Origin of the sequence: Vibrio genomosp. F6, assembly GCF_005146325.1 — a bacterium.
GTDB lineage: Bacteria > Pseudomonadota > Gammaproteobacteria > Enterobacterales > Vibrionaceae > Vibrio > Vibrio cortegadensis.
Window position 1 is genome coordinate 33,464 of the sequence record NZ_SYUT01000020.1, and the last position, 14,591, is coordinate 48,054.

General features: G+C 41.8%; 16 protein-coding genes. 9 read left to right on the forward strand and 7 right to left on the reverse strand.

Annotated features, from left to right (window positions below):
• Positions 1-126: 126 nt before the first annotated feature.
• The 3 genes from FCV43_RS07045 to btuD all read left to right on the forward strand — a co-directional run bounded on the left by FCV43_RS07045 (position 127) and on the right by btuD (position 2,984).
• Entirely contained in the window at positions 127-1,155 is a 1,029-nt protein-coding gene (locus FCV43_RS07045; RefSeq protein WP_136994523.1) for a succinylglutamate desuccinylase, read from the forward strand.
• Between the two features lie 79 nt (positions 1,156-1,234).
• A complete protein-coding gene (gene btuC, locus FCV43_RS07050; protein ID WP_136994525.1) occupies positions 1,235-2,224 on the forward strand; it encodes a vitamin B12 ABC transporter permease BtuC in 990 nt (329 codons plus the stop codon).
• Positions 2,217-2,984: a vitamin B12 ABC transporter ATP-binding protein BtuD gene (btuD, locus tag FCV43_RS07055; protein ID WP_136994527.1), complete on the forward strand. Its 768-nt coding sequence runs from the start codon at positions 2,217-2,219 to the stop codon at positions 2,982-2,984. Before btuC ends, btuD begins: the two co-directional genes overlap by 8 nt.
• A gap of 83 nt (positions 2,985-3,067) precedes the next feature.
• Here btuD and FCV43_RS07060 read toward each other — a convergent pair whose 3' ends face one another.
• The 3 genes from FCV43_RS07060 to FCV43_RS07070 all read right to left on the reverse strand — a co-directional run bounded on the left by FCV43_RS07060 (position 3,068) and on the right by FCV43_RS07070 (position 5,627).
• Complete coding sequence (locus FCV43_RS07060) at positions 3,068-3,643, reverse strand: nucleoside triphosphate pyrophosphohydrolase family protein (protein ID WP_136994529.1); 576 nt, start codon at positions 3,641-3,643, stop codon at positions 3,068-3,070.
• Positions 3,644-3,784: 141 nt separating this feature from the next.
• Entirely contained in the window at positions 3,785-4,354 is a 570-nt protein-coding gene (locus FCV43_RS07065; RefSeq protein WP_017052290.1) for a DUF1415 domain-containing protein, read from the reverse strand.
• A gap of 67 nt (positions 4,355-4,421) precedes the next feature.
• A complete protein-coding gene (locus FCV43_RS07070; RefSeq protein ID WP_136994531.1) occupies positions 4,422-5,627 on the reverse strand; it encodes an MFS transporter in 1,206 nt (401 codons plus the stop codon).
• Between the two features lie 194 nt (positions 5,628-5,821).
• Here FCV43_RS07070 and FCV43_RS07075 point away from each other — a divergent pair, with 194 nt between their 5' ends.
• Positions 5,822-6,691, forward strand: a complete 870-nt coding sequence (locus FCV43_RS07075) for a LysR family transcriptional regulator (RefSeq protein ID WP_136994533.1) — start codon at positions 5,822-5,824, stop codon at positions 6,689-6,691.
• A 30-nt stretch (positions 6,692-6,721) separates the two neighbouring features.
• Here the strand turns inward: FCV43_RS07075 and FCV43_RS07080 are convergent, their stop codons facing one another.
• Positions 6,722-6,949, reverse strand: coding sequence for a glutaredoxin family protein (locus FCV43_RS07080; RefSeq protein ID WP_017052287.1), 228 nt, complete (start codon positions 6,947-6,949; stop codon positions 6,722-6,724).
• A 134-nt stretch (positions 6,950-7,083) separates the two neighbouring features.
• On the opposite strand from FCV43_RS07080, the gene FCV43_RS07085 reads away from it, so the two are divergent.
• The 3 genes from FCV43_RS07085 (at position 7,084) to FCV43_RS07095 (ending at position 9,281) form a co-directional block, all read left to right on the forward strand.
• A complete protein-coding gene (locus tag FCV43_RS07085; RefSeq protein WP_017052286.1) occupies positions 7,084-7,596 on the forward strand; it encodes a YgjP-like metallopeptidase domain-containing protein in 513 nt (170 codons plus the stop codon).
• A 6-nt stretch (positions 7,597-7,602) separates the two neighbouring features.
• Positions 7,603-8,973, forward strand: coding sequence for a 23S rRNA (adenine(1618)-N(6))-methyltransferase RlmF (gene rlmF / locus FCV43_RS07090; protein ID WP_136994535.1), 1,371 nt, complete (start codon positions 7,603-7,605; stop codon positions 8,971-8,973).
• Positions 8,974-9,077: 104 nt separating this feature from the next.
• Positions 9,078-9,281 carry a hypothetical protein gene (locus FCV43_RS07095; protein WP_084654949.1) on the forward strand — a complete coding sequence of 68 codons (204 nt, stop codon included), beginning with the start codon at positions 9,078-9,080 and terminating at the stop codon, positions 9,279-9,281.
• 120 nt (positions 9,282-9,401) lie between these two features.
• On the opposite strand, the gene pilW is transcribed toward FCV43_RS07095, so the two are convergent.
• Both pilW and metA read right to left on the reverse strand, forming a co-directional pair.
• Entirely contained in the window at positions 9,402-10,130 is a 729-nt protein-coding gene (gene pilW / locus FCV43_RS07100) for a type IV pilus biogenesis/stability protein PilW (protein ID WP_136994537.1), read from the reverse strand.
• Between the two features lie 215 nt (positions 10,131-10,345).
• Positions 10,346-11,287, reverse strand: a complete 942-nt coding sequence (gene metA / locus FCV43_RS07105) for a homoserine O-acetyltransferase MetA (RefSeq protein WP_017052282.1) — start codon at positions 11,285-11,287, stop codon at positions 10,346-10,348.
• Between the two features lie 188 nt (positions 11,288-11,475).
• Between metA and FCV43_RS07110 the strand changes: the two genes are divergently transcribed.
• Together FCV43_RS07110 and FCV43_RS07115 are read left to right on the forward strand one after the other, a co-directional pair.
• Positions 11,476-11,901 carry an ATP-binding protein gene (locus tag FCV43_RS07110; RefSeq protein ID WP_240697136.1) on the forward strand — a complete coding sequence of 142 codons (426 nt, stop codon included), beginning with the start codon at positions 11,476-11,478 and terminating at the stop codon, positions 11,899-11,901.
• 48 nt (positions 11,902-11,949) lie between these two features.
• Complete coding sequence (locus FCV43_RS07115; RefSeq protein ID WP_017052280.1) at positions 11,950-12,372, forward strand: DUF3859 domain-containing protein; 423 nt, start codon at positions 11,950-11,952, stop codon at positions 12,370-12,372.
• A 75-nt stretch (positions 12,373-12,447) separates the two neighbouring features.
• Here the strand turns inward: FCV43_RS07115 and FCV43_RS07120 are convergent, their stop codons facing one another.
• A complete protein-coding gene (locus tag FCV43_RS07120) occupies positions 12,448-14,235 on the reverse strand; it encodes an EAL domain-containing protein (RefSeq protein WP_170961615.1) in 1,788 nt (595 codons plus the stop codon).
• Positions 14,236-14,591 lie beyond the last annotated feature (356 nt).

Genomic DNA, 14,591 nt, shown 5'->3' on the forward strand with positions numbered 1-14,591 from the left:
CGCCCAAAGCGAAGAGCAATATTATTTACGGTGAATGAACGAATGGTTATCAATAAGTGCGATCTCACCTACATAAATCGCACGTACAATTCATTAACATACCGCTGTGCAATAAAGGAGTAACGCATGACGAAGTCCCTCTTTCGCCAATCATTTCTTTTTGACAGCTTAGACTTAGACCAAGATATGCCTGCAAAGCAGTGTATGCTCGATTCTGGTGCTCAGCTGATTTTACACCAACGTGGTGTTCTTGAAGTGATCCCTGCCGATTTAAGTACAAGCAGCAAAAATATAATCATTTCTTGTGGTATCCATGGCGATGAAACGTCACCAATGGAATTAGTTGATAAGTTAATAGAAGATGTTGAGACAGGATTTCAGACCCTGAATGCTAGGTGTCTATTTATTATTGCTCATCCTCAAGCAACCAATGCACATACGCGGTTTATTGATGAAAACTTAAACCGATTGTTTGATGATAAACCTCGTGAACCTACGCTAGAGTTGGCAATTGCCGATCAACTAAAACAGATCGTCACGCAGTTCTATGCTGGAACGGAAGTGTCATCCCGTTGGCACCTTGATCTACATTGTGCGATCCGTTTGTCAAAACACTATTCATTTGCCGTAAGTCCAAAAGTTCGCCATAAAGTGCGTGGCAGAGAGCTGTTTGAGTTCATTGATAGCTCACATATAGAAGCTGTCTTATTGTCGAACTCACCTTCGAGCACTTTCAGTTGGTACAGTGCAGAAAACTTTTCTGCTCAAGCACTGACGTTGGAACTTGGCCGAGTTGCTCGAATTGGCGAGAATGATTTAGACAAACTTACTGCATTTGATTTGGCTCTGCGTAACTTAATTGCGACTGCCGAGCCTGAGCACCTACCAAAACGTTCGACAACGTATCGTGTCAGTCGAACCATCGTCCGTTTGCATGATGATTTTGATTTCATGTTCAGTGATGATGTGGAGAACTTTACTTGCTTCAAGCATGGTGAAGTATTTGGTCATGATGGTGATAAGCCTCTAATGGCAAAGAATGACAATGAAGCGGTTGTTTTTCCAAACCGTAACGTTTCGGTTGGCCAACGAGCAGCATTGATGGTTTGTGAAGTGGAAACGCGCTACGAAAACGATCAATTGGTCTACGATTAAACTATTTTTCCAGTCACAATACTTTCTATTCTAAGGGCTTAACGGTACAGTTAAGCCTGTTTACGCAAAGTATTGTGATATGGATTTTCAACAACTTATTCTTCAAAAACAGATCCGATGGAAACGCTATATTGGTTTGATGAGTCTTCTACTCGTTGCCTTTAGTTGCGCGTACCTCATGGTTGGTGATCTGTTTATTTCTCCTTTTGGTGATATCTCAACGTTAGAACATAAATTATTGGTCGATCTTCGATTACCACGATTACTTGCCGCTATTGCTATCGGTTCTGCACTTGCGGTTTCTGGAGCTAGTTTACAAGTACTACTAGGCAACGTACTCGCTGAACCCGGAGTATTAGGCATCTCTGGTGGTGCGAGTTTGGCAATGGTGATTGTGCTGTTCTTCTTACCCTTCGCCCCAACGCCTGAAATATTCATGGTCGCTGCGATCTTGGGATCTCTCTGTTTCACATTAATACTGGTCAGTATGGCGAGAGCGATGAAGCTCACCACAGCACGCTTGCTACTCGTGGGCGTTGCTTTAGGCATTCTTTCTGGCGCGATGGTGACATGGGCATTCTATTTTAGTGATGACCTAAGCCTTCGATTATTGATGTATTGGCTTATGGGCAGTTTAGGTGGCGTCAGTTGGTATCATCACTCCTTGTCGATGGTCATATTGCCAGTGATGGTTTGGCTATGCTTGCAGGGCAGCAAACTCGATAAATTGATGATCGGCGAAACCCATGCAGCGCAACTTGGGGTGAATGTCGCTTCGTTAAGGTGGCGACTGATTTTGGCGGTTTCCATTTTGGTTGGGTGTTCAGTGGCTCTGGGTGGGGTAATCAGCTTTGTTGGCTTAGTTGTACCGCACCTTTTGCGCTTAGCGTTTGGAACAGAAAATCGCTATCTGTTACCGCTATCTGCCATTACTGGCGCAGCGCTACTTGTCTTTTCCGATATTTTGGCGAGAACACTTTTGAATTCTGCCGAATTACCACTTGGCGTAATGACGACAACCATTGGAGCGCCGATTTTTATCTGGATGCTGGTGAAAAACCATGATTAGAGTACAAAACGTCAGTGTTGGTTCTCGGTTATTACCCTTATCATTTCAATTTGGTAAAGGTGAAATTGTTCATGTTATCGGGCCTAATGGAAGCGGCAAAAGCACACTTTTGGAAGCGATGTCGGGCATAGTTGGCACATCTTCTAGCGTCAAAGGGCAAGTTTTCATTGATGAACATGAAGTCAGTAAGATGAGTCTTGCCGATCTTGCGTTACATCGTGCTTATCTGAGCCAATCTGCACGTCCTTCATTCAATCTTGAAGTCTTTCAATTCTTGTCTTTGTCAGTTCCAAATTGTGTTAAGGGGGATTGGCAACGGGTAAATATGGTTCTCGATGAATTGTGCGAATTGCTTCAAATCCAAGATAAGCTGCATCGCTCAATACAGCAGCTTTCAGGTGGGGAATGGCAGCGTGTTAGGCTTGCGGCGATGTGCCTACAGGTTTGGCCGACACTCAACCCATATGCAAAACTGATGATTCTTGATGAACCTGCAGCGCCTTTAGATATTGGTCAAGAGGCGTTGCTCTATCAACTCATCGATAAAATCACAGCACTAGGCATCAGCGTGGTGATGGCCAATCACGATCTCAATCGTACGTTGCGTCATGCGCATAAAGTCTTGCTGCTTGATAAAGGGGTAATGGAAAGTTTCGGGAGTACAGACGAAGTACTGCAAGCTGAAAAACTCAGTGCGGTGTTTAAGACAGAAGTTAAGCGTATAGAAGTAGAAAAGCAGCCGCACTTAATTTTTGGATAAAGTGCAACTGCTTAGAGACATTTCATTATGAGACAAAGATAGGGGCCTTATTTCCGCTCTACGCTCATGACTCAAATGGAAGATTATTTTGTTAGAGGCGCTAAATCAGCCGGGCGGTAATATACCGATTTTAAAACTTTACCCTGACGAATCGTTTTGCCTTCAGAAACAAAATCTTCAGCACACTTAGCAATGATGTAGTCGCCTTTTTGTACGGCCATTAGCTTGATACCTTGTTGTGCGTAAAAAGCTTCCGTCTCTTGATATTCGGTTTCGTTACGACAAACTTTACTCATATTGCTTGAATGCACTTCGTCCCAGCACGCTACAAATTCAATCGCGCGATTTTTTGCAACGTTGAGTAATAAATCAATTAGGTAACTGATCGCAATATTATCTTCAATTTTGTCATTGCCTAGATGAACCAAACGACCCATTAGTACATATACACTATCAACAATGGCATCCGCTTGTTCTGTTTTACAATCTGCTTCCGCTAGTTCTGTTAACTCTTCAATAGCAAGTGATGTATGCAATGTGTCAGCTTTGCTGTCTAAACTTGCTGGGTCAGCAACTGGAAGGTCAAACGTGCTACGAAATTCTTCGATATCGCGGTAAAGGTGTTGAAAGATATCTGAGGTAAGTTGAGAAAGATGCATGACAGTGTCCATTTATTAGTTCAGCCGCCGATTCTACCAAAGAGGGAAGCAAGCTGCACCCTAGAACTGCACTCTGAAACTGCTTTCTAAAATCGGGTGATGAACACTGTCATTGTATGAATGGCTTAGACAGTATCGATATTACGAGAACAAATATGGGAAGAGTTTACGACGCTCTTCCGCTGTGAGTGACTCAACACGAGCGATGTTTGTATCTGGGATCGCTTCTGGGTTTGGGTAGTGTTTCAGCACTTTTTCCATGCTCTCTTCACGAATCAAATGAAACACAGGATAAGGAGAACGGTTGGTCAGGTTCTCATCATCTTCAGGATCCGCGCCACCAAAACAGTAGTCTGGGTGGAAAGTCGCAAGTTGGAAAGTGCCATCCCACTCTTGCTGTTTTATCAACGCTTCAATCCAGTCGATGAACATATTGTAATCGAAGAAATCTTGCAGCATGTTGGGAACGACAACCAGCGTCGTTTCTAACTCTTTTGCCGTTTTAGATTCAAGGATCATGAACTGTTGAAGAATATCTTCTAGCAGCGTCTCTTCGGTTTCTGCTTCGCTAACAAAAATCTTGATCTGTTTATTACGCTGTGGTTTAGCGGCAAAAGGGCAGAGATTAAGGCCGATTACGACGTCATCTAACCACTGCTTAACTTGGTCGTGGACTTGTTGTGTCGAAGGTGTTGAGCTTTGGGAAGGCATTGCGTGATTCCATTGATATTATTTTTGATTATTACCGACAAGAATACCACGCAGATGCTTAACCAGTTTATGTTTTTGCATTCGAGAAAGAGGAAAGGTCAGTCTGACGAGACTGCAATTTAAAGCAAAGAAAGAAAACGAGCGCATACAGGATCATTCCTCCGGTGATAACACCGCTCCAACTTGCTACTTGCCAGCAATAGAGCAACATGAATCCACCTAAGCTTCCTCCAATATAGTAGTGCCCGAGATACATCGCAGTTGCCGTCGCTTTCGCGGTGGTGGCTTGCTGACTCACCCAACCATAAGCGAGAGTATGGGTGAAAAATGCGCCAAAACTAATGAGCATTAGCCCTAAAAGCATAAAGGGAAGCTCATCGATTACGGCTATCCACATTCCTAGCATGCTAATGACTGCACCGATAGACATGCCAGTGATTGGGTTGTATTGACGGCTCCAACGTCCACTTAGCTTTGAGCTGAAAGTTCCGGCTAAATAACAGAGGAAAATCAGAGACGTGAGGCTAATAGGCAAGTTATGCGGTTCGGATACCAGACGAAAACCCATGACCGAATATAGATTGACGAATAGGGCGAAATTCACGCCACCGATGAGCATGGCTAACCAGATGGTTTTGTTGCGAATGTGAGTAATGAGCGCGCGATTATGATGGAAAAACATCCCTCGCTGAGGTGTGAAATTTTTCTGTTTCGGTAGTAAGAAATAGACCGCGATAGCCCCAAACAAGCTAAAAACAGCGATAACACCTACCGCCCATTGCCAGCTAAAGGAGTCGGTTAGCACACCACCTAAAATTCGGCCTGTAATTCCACCAAGGGAATTTGCCGCAATGTATCCCCCGATGGCTTGAGTAAAAGCCGTGGGAGAGAGTTCTTCTACCATGTAGGCGACGGCGACAGAAGCGAAAGCCGCAAGCACAAGTCCCATCAGTGCTCGTGCTGCAATTAAGAACAGCAAGCTGTCACCTATCAACATCAGCGCGCCAATCATCGGAATTGAAAACAGACCAATAAGCAAAATACGTCGTCTACCAAATGCTTCAGAGCTTATTGCCCACGGGACTAAACTGACGGCGAGTACAAGTGTTGTAGCTGCGAATAACCAGTTGACTTGAGTTTCTGTAACGCCAAAGTGATCGGCCATGTAAGGCAGCATTGGTTGAAAAAGATAAAGGTTACAAAACACAATAAATGAACCAAGCGCAAGTCCGGCGGTGACTTTGAAATACTGCTTACTGCCTAACTCGATCATGATGATTCCTTAAATATCGTATCTGTAGTGAATTAGCGGGCTATTACGGACTTGCTTAGGTGTGCAGTGACTAAGGTGACACTACACGGAAAATTTAAATGATAGCCAATGTGATCAAGTTATCAGTGGTTTGTGAATTAATGAAATATATTAAATTTATTTAGTTGATATATTTTTTATATGGAAAGGACATAATGGATTCTCGACAGCTTAAACACTTTCTTGCCGTTGTAGAGCATCAGAACTTTACACGTGCAGCGGAGTCTCTGCATATTGCTCAACCTGCACTTTCCATTTCAATCAAAAAGTTTGAACAGCAGCTCGCACTTGAGCTATTTAGGCGCAATGATCGAAAAGTGACGCTAACCCATGAAGGGAACGTTCTTCTTGAACACGCAAAGCGTATTGTTCAACAAATTGATGATGCGGTATTAGCAATGGCGGAGTTGAAAGGGCTTGAAAAAGGAGAGGTCAGGCTTGGCGCTCCTAGCATGGTCGGCTCATATTTTTTGCCTGAAGTTGTGATGGCGTTTAAAAACCTCTATCCAAACCTTAAAATGACCGTCATCAATGCAGGCACTCAAGCAATACGGCAAATGCTGGTGGATGGCGATCTCGACATCGGCGTTATCCTTAACGAAGATGTGCCTGATGAGCTGGATGTTGATCCGCTTTTGAGTTCACAAATGGTCGCAGTGGTCGGGGTGCAACATCCGTTCGCAAAACAGGCTTCTATCTCTTATGAGCAGTTCTTTGATCAAGAGTTAGTGATGTTTAAAACAACCTATTTTCACCGTGAATTCATAGACAAGCTGTGCGACGAGTTTGGCTTTACGCCGAAGTTTTCATTTGAAACGAATCTGCTGCCGATGATTTTGAATATCGTAAGGCGAGAATTTGCGATAACTGCTTTGCTAGAAATTGTGACAGAGAATGAACCAGACGTGGTAGCGATTCCATTTGAAGAACCGGTGCACTTGGATTTAGCGATAGCTTGGCGAAAAGAGGGATATTTGTCGAATGCGGACCGAACTTTTATTAATTTCGTAAAGCAGTATGTGTAGCTCCACATACTGCTTTCTCTGGATCAAAGCTTAGGCGTTATACATCTTGTCAAAGTTCTTCTGATTCCAACCAACCATGACTTGATCGCCAATTTTTAGCACAGGAATTGAACGAGCACCCATCGCTTGTAGTTCTTTGCGTCCGCGCTGCATTTTTGCATTTGTCAGGCGGTATTTAATGCCTTTGGAGTCCAAATAGCGTTGAGCATCTTTGCAATGTGGGCACTTATCGGCAACATAAAGAACAATACGTTTCATGGAAATAACCTTCTTAAATCCGGCGATATAAATTATGGGCTGCGAGTGTAACGAATCTGAGGTGAATAGAAAAGGCGGATAGGGTACACTGCGCGTCAATATCGACACAGCCATGCGAAGTTACAAGATTAGTTATGCATCCCTCATTACGCTATATAAACGGTTATCCAAAAAATATCGTCACTCAAGTGGAACAGCTAATACAGACCGAGAAGCTTATTCCTTGGTTTGAACAGCGATATCCAGAAAATCACACCATTAAAAGTGAGAAAGCGCTATTTGAATACGCGATGGATATCAAGAATCGTTACATGAAGAAAACCTCACCCATCAGTAAGGTGATTTATGATAGCAAGATCCACTTGATCAATAATGCGTTAGGGCTTCATACCTATGTAGCAAAAGTGCATGGCGGCAAAATAAAATCAAAGAATGAAATTAGAATTGCGAGCGTGTTTAAAACCGCTCCTGAGCCACTGTTAAGAATGTTGGTGATTCATGAACTTGCTCATATTAAAGAGAAAGAGCATGACAAAGCTTTCTACAAACTGTGTTGCCACATGACCCCTGACTATCATCAGCTAGAACTTGATGCTCGTCTTTTTATGATCTACGTTGATCTGAAAAATGAACAAAATAAGCAGTAGTAAAATATGACTCAATCAAAACAAACGTCTACAACCGAGCCGAAAAAAACGTTATCTCTTAATAAGAGTAGTGATGGGGTGACGGTGTCACAAAAGTCGAACTCAAAGAACCGTCGCTCACAAAAAGCGTCAGCTCAACCTTCAATGACAGATAAAAGTGAGTCTAGCAAAACGGGTTCTAATCAATCAAAAGCGTCGAACTCACAAGCAAAGAGACCGAACACGAAGAACCCGAATTTTAAAAAATCAGATTCTCGCAACAAGCCTAGCATTAATAAACCGGGCAGTAATAAACCAAGCAGTAATAAAGCCGGCGGTCATAAACCCCACGGCAAACACGGCGGCAAGCGTTCAGCACCTAAATTAAAGGGTAAAGATGGCTTACATGTTCGTAACCAGCATAAAGGTCGTTATGACTTCGCTGCCCTTGCTCAAGCACTACCTGAATTAAGTGAGCACATTATTAAGAACCCGATGGGGGAATCGAGCATTGATTTCTCGAACCCAGTAGCGGTCAAAATGCTGAACAAATCGTTGCTTGCTCTTCACTATGGCGTGAAGCATTGGGATATTCCTGAAGGCTATTTATGTCCACCCATTCCAGGGCGAGCGGATTATATTCATCGCGTTGCAGACTTAATTAATGATGAGTTGGATGGGGCTGAGTTTAATCATAAAACTGTTACCGCTCTTGATATCGGTATGGGTGCAAACTGCATCTATCCAATTATTGGTGTCAGTGAATATGGTTGGCGCTTTGTTGCAAGTGACGTTGATCCGCTATCAATCAAGATGGCAAGTTTCATCGCAAGCACAAACCCGCATTTGAAAGGCCGAATCCAGTGTCGCTTACAAAATGACTCTGATTCTATTTTTAAGGGTGTGATCAAGAAAAAAGAACGCTATGACATAACGGTATGTAATCCACCATTCCATAAGTCTCAAGAAGAAGCGCAGCAAGGCAGTCAGCGAAAAATTGACAACTTAAATGCCAATAAAGTAAAACGTGGCGGACGCGCTATTCAAGGAAAACCGTTCAAAGAGACGGCTAATTTGAAAGCGTCATCATCAAAAGCGCCTATACTTAACTTTGGTGGCCAGAACAATGAGTTATGGTGTCCAGGTGGTGAAGCCGAGTTCATCGCGAAGATGGTCAAAGAGAGTGCGAATTATGCATATCAAGTGCTGTGGTTTACAACCTTGATGTCGAAAGGTGAACATGTTGATCAAACGCGAGTGCTACTTGAAAAAGTAGGGGCACGATCAGTTAAATTTGTAGAGATGAGCCAAGGCCAAAAAGTCAGCCGTTTTGTGGCTTGGACATTTTTAGACAAACAGCAGCGACAAGATTGGTTGCTAGGTGAAGAACAAGAGTAAACCAATACCACAAAGACATCACTGAGAGTCAACAGGTTAAGAGGTGAGTTAATTAATGAGTAAATAGTTCCATTAATTAGCCACTAAATAGGTTAGGAGGATTCATGGAATTTGAAATTTACCTTCCTTGTAAACCAGACTGGTTATGCGAAAGTTTTATGAGCGTATTTTCAGTCTTGTTGCTGATTGGGCTTATTCTATTTATTCGCATTATCTACCGTGAATCTCAGAAGATAAAACGACGTACAAAAGTGCGTCGTTTACGTGGTATGGGTAGAGAGAGAAGACGGACACGCGACAGAAAGTAGTTCTTTCCATCATACGTCTTCCTTAACAATAGCTTCCATCTCAATAGCTTCTATAACTATGTTTTCCATAACAGCTTCCATAACAATACCTTTCCGCAACATGAGCCTATGACGACGTGCTTATCCTTGCATTTTCGTAAGTTGCTCACGGTATTTATTCTCCAATACTGTGTTTCCTGCTAGCGACTCTAATCTAATCAGAATTTGTAATGAGGTTATTTGATAGCCATATCGTTTATGGAAACGTAACAGGCGTAAGCGAGCGTCATTATATTGAGAATTCGTCACTTCTAAATTGGCAAGCTGTAATGTTGACCTTACTCGATTTGGATCATGATCTAATGCACGCTTAAAATAATCAGCTGCCTTTTCAATGTGTTGTGCTTTTAGTGCGCAGAAGCCAGCGTTTTCGTAACTAGCCGAAACGAGATAGTAATACGGCTGCTGAATGGCTTTGTTGAAATAGCGATCGGCTTGCTCAAACTCTCCCTGTTTGCATAAGAAAGTTCCGTAGTTGTTTAAAACATTCCCATTCCGTGAATCATGCCTAAGTGCGACTTCATAAGATGCACGCGCTTTGTCATATTCTGATACCACCTCATAGTAATGTGCCATTGAAAGGTGGGAGCGATAATAATTTGGTGAGTGTCTGACGGCGAGCTCTAAATTCTCTCGTGCTTTAACCATGTTTCTGTTTTCTAAGTATCCCAGACCTAGCGAGATCCGTGACTCAGCCATTGCGATTGGATCTGAGGCAGTTTGTGGTTCTCCATCGGTTACAGTCACGCAGCCAGATAGAAGCAAAGCCGTGGTGGCTAAAAGGCTCACTTTATACGATACGGTTTTCATCAATAGTCACTCTCCAAACAACGATGCAGATATAGTATGCAAATTGGTCCCTATTAAGTGGTAGGAGTGAAGATATTGCGAGACAGTAAGCAATCTTAAGCCAGATGGAAAAGGTCAAATTGGTTGGAAGCTAGATAAAAAGGCTGTAAACCGGATAAGATAAAAGAAAGCCGCGAACAACGCGGCTTTCTTTTATTGGAATTCGTCCTTAATGATTACTCATCATGAGTGAAATTTGCTTCGCTAAACGCATCAAGATCATATGGCGTCTGTTGGTAAACACAGTAATTTAGCCAATTTGAGAACAGCAAATGCCCGTGACTTCGCCAACTTGCGTTCGGCTTATTGTCCGGATTGTCGTTAGGGTAGTAATTAATTGGAATCACAGGCTCCATGCCTTCACTTAAGTCACGGACATACTCATGATGTAAGGTGAAAGCGTCATACTCAGGGTGACCGGTAACAAACACATTTCGTTTATCTTTGGTTGCTGCCAAATAGACACCAGCATCATCAGAACTCGCGAGGATATCAAGATCAGTATGCTCACTTAAATATTCTGGTGAAAAATCAGCATAACGAGAGTGTGGTGCAAGGAAAGTATCATCAAACCCGCGCAGAATTGGGTGGAACTCTTGGTGTAATTTATGGTGATAAACACCAGATAATTTCTCTTTGCGTGTTCGCTTTGGCAAGTTATAGAGCAGTTTGAGACCCGCTTGAGCCGCCCAGCAGACGAACAGAGTTGAAGTGACGTGTTTATTCGCCCAAGACATAATATCTTCAAGGTGTTCCCAATAGATAACATCTTCAAATTGGACTAGCCCGAGTGGCGCACCTGTAATGATCAAACCATCAAAGTTACGCTTCTTAACCATCTCAAATTGGCGGTAGAAGTTGTCTAAATGTTCTGTTGGTGTGTTTTTACTTGGGCGATCATCGATGCGCAGTAATTCAATATCAACCTGCAAAGGACTATTTGAAAGTAAGCGAAGAAATTGGGTTTCAGTCTCAATCTTTTTAGGCATCAGATTAAGGATCAGCACTTTCAGAGGTCGAATTTCCTGAGTAGAAGCTCGAGATTCAGGCATCACGAAGATATTCTCTTGGCGTAACACATCGGATGCGGGTAATTGATCGGGGATTCGTATTGGCACAGCTTGCTCCCTAAGCTATTTTTGGACGTCTATACATCTAAACCTAACTTAATTAGAGTGAGATGTCGACATCGTATGCAAACTTAATCTGATTTTAATACTTTCGAAGAGCGGTCGATGGGATCACAAAAACAAACAGTGTATGACGTGTTATAAAATAGGGTTATATTCTGTGGTACCAAGGTATAATGCGATTAGAATACAACGCAGCTGATAATACTGAAATTGATAGGGAATTATGTGTGCAAACCTTAACTTTGATTAGAGGCTTACCGGGCTCAGGTAAATCGACTTTAGCAAAATCATTACCAGCTAAACATGTCGAAGCCGATATGTATTTCGTTAATGATGCCGGTACCTATGAGTTTAATGCATCAAAACTGAAACAAGCGCATGAATGGTGTCAAAAGCAGACTGATGAATGGCTAAAAGCCGGTGATAGTGTGGTTGTCGCCAATACTTTTGTTTGTCACTGGGAAATGAAAGCTTACCAGCAACTTGCGAAGAAGCATCGAGTCGAACTTTACATATTAGTGTGCAGAGAGAGCTATAACAATATTCATGGTGTCGATGCCGCTACGGTTGCGAGAATGAAGCGTCAGTGGCAAGAGTAAAACGTACAGAATTCCAAGACTTTAACTTTTAAAATAGTGATTATAAACATGGCAAAACGTTCTTCAATCGTCGATATGGTCTCTTATGGGATCTACTCAACATGGGATTCAAAATCTAAAGATCTTCCGAAGATCCAAGAGTTCACGACTCAAGTACCTGCTGAGCTTGATGTCGAATTCGGTTTCATCTTGAACATTAAAAAAGCGAAGGGTGAGAAGATTCGCTACTGCATATATCATCCAGATATCACGACAGATAAAGGTGAAGTATTAGAACCGTTTGATGGTGAGGAATATGTTGGTAACAATGATTGGGATTTTTACTTAGGCGACACTATCTGGGCCCCAATTGAAAACAAAATCGGAAAATGGCGAATGACCGTTGAATTAAAAGGTCAGGTCGTAGCGGATAAAACGTTCGATTTAACCGCTAAAGATGAAGGTCAATTTTGGAAGCGCAGAGGTTTTTAAAAGGCTTGTAGGTTTTAAAAAATATTGGGTTTAATAAATTTATTGAGTTTAATAAATTATAGGGTTTAAAAGGTTTTACGCACAACGTGTATTGGCTGTTTGAGTTTGCTCTAAATGCGTTTTAAGAGGTAAGGGCTTTGAAATCCCAAAGCCTTGAGCAAAATCAATGTCTAACTGTTCGAGAATCTGAGTATGCTGCTCAGATTCAACAAACTCAGCCACAGTTACTAGGTTCATACTCGAAGCTACTTGGCTCATTGCCTGAACCAGTTTCACGTCGGTAGGGTTAGTGGTGATGTTTTTGATGAAAGATCCATCTATTTTTAGTACATCAAGTGGCAGCCTACGCAGGTAATCGAAACTCGCGTAACCAGTACCAAAATCATCTAGAGCGATGCAACAACCCGCCTCTCTAAGCTTCTCTATTGTTTGTATCGCAATATCTTCGTTATGTAGTGCCATAGATTCGGTGATTTCAAAACATATCTTATTCAACGGAACCGAATAAATTCTTGCATAATCAATAATTTGATCGGCCAGTTCCACAAAGTTCAAACTTGTGGCGGTCAGGTTAATTGAGCAGCGACCAATTTGAGACCAGTTGATAACGTATTCATTGAGCGATTTGAAGGTGTGCTCTACCACCCACTTATCCAACTCTTTTTCTAAGCCAAACTTAAATATCAAAGGAAAAAAACTGGCCGGTATCATATGACGCTGGTGGGCTGAGTTTAACCTTAGAAGTACTTCGAAATATTCTTGATTATTGTTAGACCCTAGCTTTTTGTATGGCTGGCAGAAAAGCTCAAAGTCGTCATTTTTAAATGCTTCTTGAATAAAGCTCAGTTTATCAACTTGAGTTGAACTGGATTTACAGCTATCAAGCCAGAGTACCTTTGTTCGGTTGCTCGTATATTGCTCACATAGTAATGAGACAATAGACTCAATATTGTTATTGGTTGATATTTCGGTGCAAATCAAAGAACGTTTTACTAATTCGATTGAGTGACCGCTTTTGATAAATTGAAAGTGTTTCAAAGAGAGCAACAACGCGTCTATTTCATTTTGAACATTAACTCTTTCATTAACTGGCAAATAACATAATAGACCGCTTGAAAAGGGGGGCAGATAGCTTCGAGAAATAAAGGTTATTCTGTCACCTAAATGTTCACTCAAATTCTTTAAAAACTGAGCTCGACCTTTGTGGCCCAAACATAATGTCTTTGACAATGTAGCTTCGAGATCGATATAAATGAGCACCACTTTAGTATGTTGATTTAGATCTTCTTTCAGCTGAGATAAGTTATAGATGCCTGTATAGGGATCTCGGCGCTCGTGTTCAATCGCGGATTTTGTCGTTAAATACGTTCGGATTGAATGCCCAGCCAGAAGGAAAATCAAGGCTGCAATAATCGCGAAAACTACAAGTTGATCATAGAACTGATAAGTATCGATCACTTTTAAATTAAATCGTTGCACAGAGTTGTGAACAGCAAGCACAACCACGGTGGCGGCGATAGCGAATGGACGAATGAGCCCAAATCGTCCTAGGCCAACAGCAACACAGTACAGTGATATTAAACATACGGTGTTTAAGATGATGCTGTTATTAATAAACAGAATTGTCAACATGCCAGCCAAACAGGTTGCTAACCAATACCAGTAATGGCTACTTTTAAACCTCGACTTGAGCATTTCATTATCGATATCTAAAAAGGGGACGGTTTGATTTTTCGTTAACGCACTAACCATGATGATGAGCAGTGGCGTTAAAATAAGGTGAGTGAGATTGCCACCAATAATCGCCAGTAGCATGAGATCAGGAGTCGATAGTAACGAAGTTTGTTTTACACTATAGAGCAAAAACAGAGAACTATTAAATATAGGGTAGAGAAATCCAACGACGAGGACGTAACTAGTTAAAACAAAAGTATAATTTTGAGGTTCTATTTTTGCCTTTATATATTGATATAGAGTGACAAAAAAATACGACACCAAGGGAAAAAAGAGCGATATTTCAACAGAAGAAATGATATCTCTTCCGGATAACAGGTAGTAATAAGTGAATAAGCTAAGACAAATTCCAACTAAGGTTTTAGCGCCCTTAGTAAAAAGAAAGGCAAAAATAAAAGCTGATGTGAAAGAGAGGACCTGGCTTTTTTCTTGAATTAGAGTAAAGAATACTGAAATTTGAAAGCTGGTAAGTATGACAATGAATA